This is a genomic window from Arcicella sp. GW458-12-2-14-TSB2 (genome assembly GCF_059423785.1).
The window spans coordinates 22,033-32,691 of record NZ_JBWKYN010000048.1; the positions used below are offsets into that span (position 1 = coordinate 22,033).

The 10,659-nt window shown below is 33.7% G+C and carries 11 protein-coding genes; 3 read left to right on the plus strand and 8 right to left on the minus strand.

The genetic code is table 11. The features are described from left to right. Nucleotides 1-6: 6 nt before the first annotated feature. The 7 genes from AC07XN_RS09245 to AC07XN_RS09275 all read right to left on the minus strand — a co-directional run bounded on the left by AC07XN_RS09245 (nt 7) and on the right by AC07XN_RS09275 (nt 5,904). Nucleotides 7-591, minus strand: coding sequence for a 7-carboxy-7-deazaguanine synthase QueE (locus AC07XN_RS09245; RefSeq protein WP_409014206.1), 585 nt, complete (start codon nt 589-591; stop codon nt 7-9). Between the two features lie 275 nt (nt 592-866). Continuing rightward, nucleotides 867-1,325, minus strand: coding sequence for an SRPBCC family protein (locus AC07XN_RS09250; protein WP_309912111.1), 459 nt, complete (start codon nt 1,323-1,325; stop codon nt 867-869). A gap of 381 nt (nt 1,326-1,706) precedes the next feature. Beyond that, nucleotides 1,707-2,186, minus strand: coding sequence for a group II truncated hemoglobin (locus AC07XN_RS09255; RefSeq protein WP_494742824.1), 480 nt, complete (start codon nt 2,184-2,186; stop codon nt 1,707-1,709). Nucleotides 2,187-2,357: 171 nt separating this feature from the next. Next, nucleotides 2,358-2,795, minus strand: coding sequence for a VOC family protein (locus AC07XN_RS09260; protein ID WP_494742825.1), 438 nt, complete (start codon nt 2,793-2,795; stop codon nt 2,358-2,360). Nucleotides 2,796-2,972: 177 nt separating this feature from the next. After that, nucleotides 2,973-3,809 (minus strand): alpha/beta hydrolase, encoded by an 837-nt coding sequence (locus tag AC07XN_RS09265; RefSeq protein WP_494742826.1) that lies wholly within the window; start codon nt 3,807-3,809, stop codon nt 2,973-2,975. Nucleotides 3,810-3,917: 108 nt separating this feature from the next. After that, a complete protein-coding gene (locus AC07XN_RS09270) occupies nt 3,918-4,706 on the minus strand; it encodes a Type 1 glutamine amidotransferase-like domain-containing protein (protein WP_494742827.1) in 789 nt (262 codons plus the stop codon). 229 nt (nt 4,707-4,935) lie between these two features. Further along, nucleotides 4,936-5,904, minus strand: coding sequence for a hypothetical protein (locus AC07XN_RS09275; protein ID WP_494742828.1), 969 nt, complete (start codon nt 5,902-5,904; stop codon nt 4,936-4,938). Between the two features lie 391 nt (nt 5,905-6,295). Here AC07XN_RS09275 and AC07XN_RS09280 point away from each other — a divergent pair, with 391 nt between their 5' ends. The 3 genes from AC07XN_RS09280 to AC07XN_RS09290 all read left to right on the plus strand — a co-directional run bounded on the left by AC07XN_RS09280 (nt 6,296) and on the right by AC07XN_RS09290 (nt 8,728). Continuing rightward, nucleotides 6,296-6,997: a hypothetical protein gene (locus AC07XN_RS09280; RefSeq protein WP_494742829.1), complete on the plus strand. Its 702-nt coding sequence runs from the start codon at nt 6,296-6,298 to the stop codon at nt 6,995-6,997. Nucleotides 6,998-7,088: 91 nt separating this feature from the next. After that, nucleotides 7,089-7,526: a DoxX family protein gene (locus AC07XN_RS09285; RefSeq protein ID WP_494742830.1), complete on the plus strand. Its 438-nt coding sequence runs from the start codon at nt 7,089-7,091 to the stop codon at nt 7,524-7,526. A 74-nt stretch (nt 7,527-7,600) separates the two neighbouring features. Beyond that, nucleotides 7,601-8,728: a helix-turn-helix domain-containing protein gene (locus AC07XN_RS09290; RefSeq protein WP_494742831.1), complete on the plus strand. Its 1,128-nt coding sequence runs from the start codon at nt 7,601-7,603 to the stop codon at nt 8,726-8,728. A gap of 133 nt (nt 8,729-8,861) precedes the next feature. Here AC07XN_RS09290 and AC07XN_RS09295 read toward each other — a convergent pair whose 3' ends face one another. Further along, a complete protein-coding gene (locus tag AC07XN_RS09295; RefSeq protein ID WP_494742832.1) occupies nt 8,862-10,385 on the minus strand; it encodes an ATP-dependent nuclease in 1,524 nt (507 codons plus the stop codon). Between the last annotated feature and the right edge of the window lie 274 nt (nt 10,386-10,659).

The window sequence follows — 10,659 nt, forward strand, 5'->3', positions numbered from 1 at the left end:
TATCCACTAAGGAATATCCATAAATTTATGTACTTGTAACGAAATTCTCCATTTCGGATTGTTCTTGATGTATTCAATAATCTGTGGAAGCATCTGTTCCATTCTACTCCATTCTGGTTGAAGATAAAGCATACAATCAGGAGAAACCAAAGCAGCAAAGCTCTCAGCCCATTCAAAGTCTGATTGATTGAAAATAATCACTTTCAATTCGTGTGCTTTCGGATAAATATCAGGATTAGGAGCTTTGAATTTTTTAGGTGAAAAACAAATCCAATCCCAAGCACCCGTTACTTGTTGGCAAACACCTGATGTTTCTATATTGGTTTCAAATCCTGCTTGATGCAACGCTTCTGTCAACTCATCTAAATTGTGCATCAAAGGTTCTCCGCCAGTAATGACAGCCAAACGACCAGCATGAGCGGAGGCTTCTTCAACAATTTGATTGATAGTAAGTTTTGGATGAGCATTTATATCCCAAGATTCTTTCACATCGCACCAATGACAACCTACGTCACATCCGCCCAGACGGATAAAATAGGCTGCCCTCCCTTGGTGAAAACCTTCGCCTTGAAGCGTATAAAAGGCCTCCATTGTGGGAAGTGATTGATTTGATGAAAGAATTTCTATATCGTTTTGTTGTACTGTCATGAGTGTAATGTCAAAATATAATTACAAAATTAACATTTTTCTGGCAGTAAATTGTGTTTGGGGATTGAAAGGTGTAAAAGGGGTGAGTTTGAAGATGCTCGGGATTGATTATAGATTTCTTTATAACTCAACTCATGGCATGACTTTGAGTCATGCCATGAGTTACATATAGACTGTGTTTATTTCTTTGTAGTATTTTTAAGATATTCTTTAAATTGCTATTTTTCACAAAGTTCCTTCAATTTGTCGAGTGCTTTGGGATAACTCTCGTTCATATAATCTACAAAATCTTCTGCTGTATCTAAGTCAACAGTAACGATTGTAGTACCATTGTTTTCTTCGAAGGTATAGTTTTCAAATCCGTTTGCCCATTTTTCTACTTCTGGTCCTTCTGTAATTTCCTTGTCAGCCTTTAAAAGACCATAATGTTGAATTGAAACAAATTGGTTGGGAATATTTTCAGCTATCTTGGAAACCATCCCTCCCTTTTCTCCATTCTCATCTACTCCAATAAATAGCATTTTATTTCCCTTATTCCAACTTCCTTCATAGGTAGATGTCGGGTTAAACAAAGAAGTCCATTGCTCATAAGTTGTTTTACTGCTAATGCCAAGCATAAAATCATATATCTTAGTCACAGGAGCATTAATGCTTACTTTGAATTGTAACTTTTCCATAAGAGTAAATATTGGTTTAAATTAATCTTTCGAGTTGTTATTTTCCGATACTTAGCAGTCGTTTAACATAGTGTATAACTAATCGTAGACTCTCCTACGATTCAAATTAAAAGGGTACCTTGCTGTTACACATCTTTAGACCTGTAACAATAAATAATGTGCAGTCTCCGACTGCATTCACAGTGTTAGATTCATTCCGAAGGGCAATCGAAAGAGATATAAAAATCCTATTTATCAACTCTTTTACTCGTCTTTCTGAACTAGTAAAAAAGCAGTAATTCGTAATATTTCATTCAGTTAAAAACTGAACTTATTTTAGGTACAAGTGAGGCTACACTTTTGCCAATATAATCTTAGCAAATCGTGGTATTTCGCTTTTATTTAATTATTATTTGGGTTATATGGCCCACCTGTTTCTCCCCAACCCCATTTAGGCATTGGTTCGCTTTTATCTAATGGATTATTGGTCAATTGAGAATTGATGACTGCGAGTCTTGTTCCCCATTCAATGTAACCCACGAAAGCAGAGCGAAATTCAGGGTCACTTTTTAGTCCAACTTCATCAGCCGTTTGCAACAGAAGTTGAACCCAACGTTGGCGTTTATTTTCTGTAAGCATTTTGCCTATATGTTTTCCAATCATTTCAGCATGACTTCCACCGTCCTCCGTTGTGTATAATTTGTCTCCTCCAAAAACTTCTGCAACAAAATGAGAAACGTGCTTGACATGTTCTGATGACATATTTTTAAAAACTTCACTGAGTAAGTCGTCCTTTAAAACTTTATCATAAAATTTCGCAAACAAGGTCTCAAAGGTTTCCATATCACCCGCCCATTCATATAAGGTTGGTATTTTCTCCATTTCCTATAAATTTTTAGATTGGTATTTTACAATGACTGATAAAGTTTTACATCTTAGCAAATGTAGCGTTTTTCACTACAAATGTTGATACAGAGTAGTACAACAGCAGAGTTTTATTCCTCCTTCCAGTCTTGTGCAAACCTTTTATAAGACATTCGCTTTTTTCTTCGGTTAAATCTGTCCTTCATAATTTGGGTCAAAATCTATCATCCATTCAATTCCGTATTTGTCTCTAAACATACCAAAGTATGAACCCCAAGGACTGTCGGCAATAGGCATTTCAATTTGTCCACCTACTGAAAGTCCGTTAAATAATTTGTCGGCTTCTTCTTTGCTTTCTGCACTGATTGAAATTTTACTTCTGTGTTCATTTTCGTTTGTTCGTCCCATAATTTCGGGGACATCATTAGCCATTAGAACGTTTTTACCAATCGGCAAAGCAATGTGCATTATTTTGTTTGCTTCATTTTCTGGGACTGTAAATTCAGGACTAGCAAGGTCTTTGAAACGCACAATCTTTGCGAATTCTCCACCAAATACTGATTTGTAAAAATTAAAAGCTTCTTCGGCATTTCCGTTAAAGTTAATGTGGGGATTGATGAGTGCCATAGTTTTTATGTTTAAATTCTTTATATACAAACCTACCCTTTAACACTCAATAAACAAGGTCTAAAAGCGACAAAAAAGAGGTTCTTTGTGCCAATATCTATCACTAGTATTAGGTTCTACAACTAGTCGTAGGTGTTGTTAGTGAACAAACAAAAATAACGGCGGAAAAGCGTCTTTCTAATCTCGTAAAATAAACCTTAATGCATCAAAGTAAGCAACTATTGGTTCTGTCATATGGGTTTCTTCGGGGTAGTTTTTATACATATATTCTAGTCCTTTCAGTTTTCTATTTGTAATCAAACTATCAAATTTTAATAAATCTGTATGAAAGAAAGTTCCTTCGTTTCCATCACTGTAAAAAAAACGCTTTTTGAGAGATGACAATTTTGCCAATTTAGCTTCTGTAAGTTTTAGCATATAATTGTTGTCCCACCAAAACGAGGGACTTACGGCTATATACGCATTAAACATATCAGGATGTGTGAGCATACAATTTATGGTTGCAATACCACCGAAAGAATGCCCCGCTAATATTTTATAGGATGTCGTTTTGTAATTTATTTCAATGTAAGGCATTAATTCTGTTTCTATGAATTGAAGAAATTGCTCATTACCGCCACTTGGTTTTAGGGTAGTGTCCTCCTTTCCATCGTAAGTCTTTGTACTATGTGAAGGGGTAAGGTCTTTTTTTCTGTCAATATTAATAATGCCTACCACTATTATTTGAGGAAATATTTTAAAATGGCTTAGATAATCAATATATGAGGAAAGTATATGAAAATGGTTTTCTCCATCCAATAAATATAACACAGGTAAAGCCTTATTGGGCTTTGTTGAATCTTGTTCTGGAACATGAATATAGAATTGCCTGTCTTGATTTAATACTTTGGAGTGTAGTGTATATACTTCATTTGAAATGTGATTAAACAGTTTAACACTTTGAGCTTTTGATTGCAATGAGAAAAGCAATAAAAATAATATCCCGCATTTGATAGCATTAGCATTGATTGACATAGCATATTTATTTAAAATTAATTTACAATATTTACGTTTGAAATTAAATTCTATAACTAGTCGTATACTCCCAATTTAAATTAGTGTCAGCATTACCCTGAATTCTTTCTAAGGCCAAGCTGGTGGCAACACAATTTTTTGAAATACGGTTTCTTTAACTTCTCCTCCTGTCAAACTCACAAAATATGCATTACTTTTTTGGTCAAGAGAAACAACCTGTTTGACTTTTTCATTCTCGAAATAGATTCCAGCTTTGTCATCACAAGCATATCCAGCTTTGTATTCACCACTTTTTATCTTAGACATATAAAGTGGCTTTCGTTCGCCTTCTCCGTCATAGTGTGGACTGTGGCTCCCGCTGATAAGACCTAATCCCTCAACAGTAGTCAATTTGCCAGGGCGAGAATCAGTAGTTCCTTGCTCGAACCAACAAAGTGAACCTGCACTGCCACCACCCAACACAACTCCGTTCTCATATGCTTTCCGTAAGGCAATGTCCATGCCTTGAGCCTTCCAAATTGCCATCATATTCAAAGTGTTACCTCCTCCCACTAAAATGGCATCCATACTTGTAAAAATCTCCTCGAAGGATTGCTTTTGATTATATGAAGAGATAAATGAGCGTTGAACAAATGGCAATATTGGTAAACCAGCACAAACTTCAAACCATCGCATAACATATCCAGCAGCATCACCCGTTGCTGTCGGAAGAAAGCAAACTTTTGGATTGTCCTTCCCTGTCAATGAAGCAACGTATTTTATAAACCCTCTATCAAAGTCCCCTCCATAAGCGAAAAGTTTTCTCACTGGAGGATTTTTTGATTGTTCTTTAAGCAAGGGCAGAGGAAGTGCTGGTACTGCCAATGTTGTTGTTTTTATGAAGTTTCTACGATTCATTTTTAAGTTGTTTTAAAATTCATAAACACTACAACTAGTCGTAGGCTCTCCTACGACTCAAATTAAAAAGAGCGTCCGCTCGTTCAAGTGAAACTATTTTTTCCTTCGATGAAACAAAATATCTCTTTTTGAGATAGAAATTTTGATAATTGGTACGTTGCTTACGCACGTGTTGTTGGTCTTGGCGACCAGGTAACAAAAATCAACGCGAAAAATGTTGGTAGCAGTGCTATTTTTTCTGAACTAGTTCCCAATTATTTTTAGATAAATCTCCAATTAGTTCGTAAGTCTGCCCAGCTTTTTTGTATTCAAATAAATTGTTGTACTCTCTTTCACTAAAATTATGAATATTGTTCGGTAAAATTATCTTATAAGTTAGAGAGATTCTTGCAGCTTGCCAATAGTCTATAATTTCCTTTATTTTTATCACTCTGATTGGCCCATTTATTATTTTTTTTAATTCTATTAACTGCCTGTTTGTGTAAAATTTCAATTTTATGTTTGGACTGTCAAGTTTGATAAGATTCTGGTCAAGCGTTTCAATTAGATTTTTTTCTTCATAGTCATTAAATCTTTCTACACAAATTCTTAAAGTATCATTGTCAAGTTTTAATTCTTTTGTTTGCAAGAAGTTTTTTATTCCCTGTATAATTAAATCATATTGACCTTTTGGATTTTGTCTTGAGATTGAATTTGAATCTAAATGAAACAATGATTTTGATGGAAAAAAAACAGTTTTCCCTAATTTTAATTTATTATAAATAGTCTTTCCAATTTGAATTTTATTGTCTGCAAATTGCAGATGTAATGTATCTAAATTGGGTATTGGATATTGAAACCCTGTAACTGTGTCAAAGCGAATTTGTCTGACACAATAATCACAATTATAACTAGTCAGATAAGCGACATGAGAGCTATCAACTTGTTTAATTATGCCATAATAGTAATAAAATGCTCCATCAGATACCGAATAAAATTTCTTTCCTTTTTTAATATTCAATGGTACTTTGTAAATAAATATACTGTCTTTTGTGATTAAAATTGTGTTTTCGTGATACCATTTTCGCGGAGAGTCATAGCACTCTATTTTTCCTTTTGAATTTGTCCAACACATTCTCTCAAGTCCACGATAAAATGTTTGTCCTTGAACAGATCTCAAAGTTAATGTTGTCAGTATAACAAGAAAAGTGTTCATCATTTTAGTATGTCTGTTAGCATTGCTACCAACTCATAAATATACGCATGTTTGCGTTTTTGCTAAAAATAAGTGATTGATACAAATAAATCAATTCATACTTTTACAAATCTACAAACACTTAACTTTCAATCAATTACAACATTCATTTTTAATAATTCTGTCTTATAACAAGACGAAACACTAAAATCATATTCTAACCCATGAATACTTGCATTTAATGAACTGTAAACTCTCTATTTTTTAGCTTAGAGGGGCTTCCCACAATATCAAGAAAGTATCAAATCATTATTCAAGACGTTCTAAATCATTTTTTAAGGCGTTTTAGTGTTTTTGATGGGCAAACTTTGACCCATCAATTCAACGAGTTAAAAACCTCCAAAAACTCTCTAAAATGAAAACGCAAATCAAAACACTTTTTTTCATTTGTTCGCTTTTAATCACTTTCATCGGACAAGCCCAAACAGAACCTTCTCGTGTAAGTTTTACTATCAAAAATCCTTCTCTTAAAAATAGACTGATTGGCTTTAGTAGTTACAATACACAATTACAAAAAATTACTGGAGGCTATGGTTATGGCTTGAATGCACTGGCTTCGCACGCTGTCAATTTGCCTTCACCTGTGTATTTATATCAAGAAAAAAATGGTAAGAAAGAATTATTCTGTGTAGTAACTCAGAAAGATGACGGAAAAGTCTTTTTCATCAATCAAAACTATGAAATTACTCGTGAACAGTATTTAGACTTTGCTCGGGCAGAAATGGTTCAGAAGAATCATGAAAAAGAGAAAGACGAAAATTCAATAGAAAGTATAGCCAAGAAAATGGGTATTAAATTGGTGGGTGTCAAGATAAAAGGTGCATCATGGTTTCCTTCGATGGCTCATATACGTTATGAATTACCTTGGGGAAACGATAAGCAAATAGGCTTTTCAACCTCATTAAGTAAAGCAAAAGGAAGATATGTTTTTCTTCCAGTGGGTACAAAAATATATCAGTGCAGTGATAAGTATTGGGACAGAAGCGTAAAATTCACAGAGAAACTTCTACTAACTATTGAAGGAAGCAAAGACGATTATACAGTTTCATTACAATAAAAATTCGTGGATTTACTCAAGCTATTTTGTAAAGAAGCCCTTATAAACTCGTTGTTATATTTCAATAATTAATTTAAAAAAAATCAAAATCATGAAAACATTATTCTCAAAAATCATCACTCCTATTTATACATCTGCTTGGTACACTGACTTGTTATTGGCTTTGCCACGCATTGTTGGCTGTTACTTTTTAGCCTTAAATTTTGGTGGAAGTAAGTTCCCTTGTCCAGATTGGTTTATTCAAGATGTTACTAAATTTGGGTTTCCATTCCCAACATTTTTTGCATGGGCAGCAGTACTTGCTGAAACATTTGGGGGTGCTTTGTTAGTTATTGGTTTATTTACCCGAGTAGCAGGCTTTTTGGTTATGTGTACGATGTTAGTAGCAATTTTCTTTCAAAAATGGGGAGGTGAAGTATGGGAAATGTTACCTGCAATGGGTTTTCTCTGGATTTCTTTATACGCTATCGTCATGGGTTCTGGATATTTTGGACTAGATCACCTCATTGCTAAAAAGTGGCTCAAATAAAACATTTTACGCTTAATTTGATTTCATTGTTTAGACTGCCCAATAATACCTTTATTTTTAAAACATTCCCCCAGATGCAAATCTACTGGTCAAATTATTCTGTTCCGCTTTGGTTTGGCTTTATCCAAGCATGGATTTATGCTTTTCTTTTTTGGAAAAGGGCGTATCAAAATAATCGCCTTTCCGACTACCTATTTGGTTTGGTATTGATAGGAATGGCTTTTAATATCTGGGAGTATATGCTGGGTTTTTCGGGCATTGAAATCCTATGGCAAGAACTAAATTTTCTTCCAAGAACATTTGGTCTTGCTTTTCCTCCACTTTGTTACTTTTACTTTAAAAGCCAAATAGACAAGGATTTCCGTTTTACTTTAAAGGATGTTTTTCATTTCTTACCCTTCTTGATAGATACCTTATATCGTATCGTGATTTTTTCAATGGGGAAAGATTTTGTTCAATATTTTGAGAAAAATTATCACAGTGCTTGGGGAATCGGTCATCTTGAACTACTGATAAGCATTATGCTGACTGCTTATTATGTGTATAGAGCATTTAAGCTTTACAATCAGTATAGATTGTGGACAAAAACCCAGTTTTCAGATATAGAGGCTGTTAGTTTTAAATGGTTTCGTAATCTATTAATTGTACTACTCTTAGATTGGGTAGTATCATTGATTAAATTGGTTGTGATTAGTAATTTCAAATTAGATTTTCAGCAGGACTGGTGGGATAATTTAATAGGTGTGATATTGATATATTACATTTCAATTACGGGTTATGCCCAAGCTCAACCCACCAAAGATTTAGTCTTCAAAGAAACAGAGAACTCAATATTGGAAAATCCACAAAAAGAGAAATTTGATGAAGGTGAGTTAAGCCAATGGAAAACAAAAATATTAACATTAATGCATGATGATCAACTGTATTTACAGCCTGAACTCACGCTTTCTGATATTGCTATTCGACTTAAAACTAATATCTCTGTACTTTCGGGTGTAGTGAATAATGCTTTTGGAAAGAATTTCAATGATTTTGTGAATGAATACAGAGTAAAAGAGTTTCAAAAAAGAGTCCTCTTGCCTGAAAATAAAAATATTACTCTTTTAGGTATAGCCTTTGATTGTGGTTTTAATTCAAAAGCCACTTTCAACCGTTCCTTTAAGAAGTTTACGGGAAAATCACCAAAAGAATTTTTGACTTAATGCAAAACTGGTCTTAGGAAATCTTAAGATCTAAAACAATGAAGAGCGTCACGCTCTTTAATATTTTGGTGTGTAGGGAACAAGCTATGAGTAGTTTGAGACCTTTTTTTTATTATTTTATTGTCCGTTGTTGTCAATTGAAAATAGGATTAAATAATGCTTTTAAAGGTCCGTGATTGCCCATGTATGTTTTGTCTACGTAGTATTGAGCTAACATTAGTCTTACTTGAGAAATGTCTCTGTTTGTTGATTGTCTTATTCTGTTTATGTAATAGTCAAGTCTTATTTTAGCTTCTTTACGTTGATTTTGCGGATAGTTAATATTTTGATTTTGTTCGTCAGCAACAATTTGAGAAATGTCAAACGGTGCATTAAAGAATGTCTGTAAGTCAGCAATTTGCTGTGGATTGTTTTGTAGCAAAAGAGTAACTATACCAAGCTCTGGTGTTATTGGAAGAAATTTAATTTTCGCATTGTTGTTACTATACAAATTTAATAGTTCAGATTCTGCTGCACTTCTTTGTGAGTTCGCTTGTATAGTTTGAATAGACGTTTGTGCGTCTAAGTCTAAAAAAGCAAATGAATTTGTATTTCGTGGTGTTAAGTAACCACTTGAAGAAATTGTAAATTTTATTGTTTCAGCCCAACCTGCAATTGGCAAAACTTTAATTATAGGTCTCCGTCCTTGAAAAATATTTTTGAAATAGAAGTTTAATAGTTCGTCTAAAACATTTTTTGCTGTTGCATCTTCAACAAAAAAAGCTACATCAGGTTGTATTTCCTCTTCAACTGCAACATTTTGTAATACAAGCGTAGGAAAGCAATCATAGTCAATCGCAACGTGACCGTTAGCTTGTTTTTCCAAGTGAATAAGCTTTGGAGCTGATTTAATTAAGCTACTTGAATGCGTTGAAATAATAACTGTTAGATTTTTTTGATGAGCAATTTTTTGAAGAAATTGCAGAAACTTGACTTGCACTTTTGGGTGTAACGCTAATTCTACTTCATCAATGAGAACCAAAGAGTTATTTCTTGCATTGTCTAATTCAAACAAAGCGTTAAGAATTAAAATTTCCCCAAGACTAAAATTCTTTTCTGTAAAATATCTACTTAGTCCACCTTGAGGTGCTGCTGGCATAATAAAACCATAATTCCACCTGCCATTACCACGGCCTTTTCCTGTTAATTTTACTCGCCTTAAATCACTATATCTAGTTGTCTGAAAGATTTCATTCATTGAATTTTTAAAGAACGGCGGTGCAACAGAAAAAATTATTGTGTTCAACTCCTCATTTTGAACATAAAATCGCTCCCCAGATGATGTTAGGTAAATAACTTGCCCAAAACCAAGTGTCTTTACTAAGTTAGAGTTTTTTCTTGGGTTCGGCGCCCACCTTGTGTTTCTATACATGTAGCTAACCGATTTTCCATTGTGTGAATATGTAATCTGTGATGATTGATAATTGTCAAGCTGATTTGTCCTGCTTGTTTTGAAATGTCTTTGAAATGCATTTGGATTGGCAAGCCTTTCTAAACAAGTCAAAAGTGTTGTCTTACCGCAACCATTTACGCCTGTCAAAATATGAACTCCGCCAGTAGGAATTTCAAAATTTAATGTTGTTATACTTTTTACGTTTTTAATTTCAACTTTTGCCATTGCATTTTATTGTGTTGTCTACTATTTTTTAAAAAATTACCGCCAACTCGCTAATATGAGAAAGTTTTGTAGTGCTATTTGTATTGTCTTGTGTTATTACTAATTCCTGTTGTACTATTGATGCCGTAATTGTGTATTGTTAAACCTAACTTCTATTTTTCTAAAGTACTACTTTATTTTTTCTCTGCAAACTCCTCTCTGTTTTTTAAAATTCAAAAAATAAAGACGGCTAAATTTTTATTTTTTATCATATTCCCTTCAAATAGCCTTTAAA

What these genes read in the sequence shown, in the direction of transcription:
- AC07XN_RS09270 (WP_494742827.1), bottom strand. Translation starts at nt 4,706, where the DNA reads ATGAATCGTAGAAACTTCATAAAAACAACAACATTGGCAGTACCAGCA.
- AC07XN_RS09250 (WP_309912111.1), bottom strand. Translation starts at nt 1,325, where the DNA reads ATGGAAAAGTTACAATTCAAAGTAAGCATTAATGCTCCTGTGACTAAG.
- AC07XN_RS09295 (WP_494742832.1), bottom strand. Translation starts at nt 10,385, where the DNA reads ATGGCAAAAGTTGAAATTAAAAACGTAAAAAGTATAACAACATTAAAT.
- AC07XN_RS09275 (WP_494742828.1), bottom strand. Translation starts at nt 5,904, where the DNA reads ATGATGAACACTTTTCTTGTTATACTGACAACATTAACTTTGAGATCT.
- AC07XN_RS09265 (WP_494742826.1), bottom strand. Translation starts at nt 3,809, where the DNA reads ATGTCAATCAATGCTAATGCTATCAAATGCGGGATATTATTTTTATTG.
- AC07XN_RS09245 (WP_409014206.1), bottom strand. Translation starts at nt 591, where the DNA reads ATGGAGGCCTTTTATACGCTTCAAGGCGAAGGTTTTCACCAAGGGAGG.
- AC07XN_RS09290 (WP_494742831.1), top strand. Translation starts at nt 7,601, where the DNA reads ATGCAAATCTACTGGTCAAATTATTCTGTTCCGCTTTGGTTTGGCTTT.
- AC07XN_RS09280 (WP_494742829.1), top strand. Translation starts at nt 6,296, where the DNA reads ATGAAAACGCAAATCAAAACACTTTTTTTCATTTGTTCGCTTTTAATC.
- AC07XN_RS09255 (WP_494742824.1), bottom strand. Translation starts at nt 2,186, where the DNA reads ATGGAGAAAATACCAACCTTATATGAATGGGCGGGTGATATGGAAACC.
- AC07XN_RS09260 (WP_494742825.1), bottom strand. Translation starts at nt 2,795, where the DNA reads ATGGCACTCATCAATCCCCACATTAACTTTAACGGAAATGCCGAAGAA.
- AC07XN_RS09285 (WP_494742830.1), top strand. Translation starts at nt 7,089, where the DNA reads ATGAAAACATTATTCTCAAAAATCATCACTCCTATTTATACATCTGCT.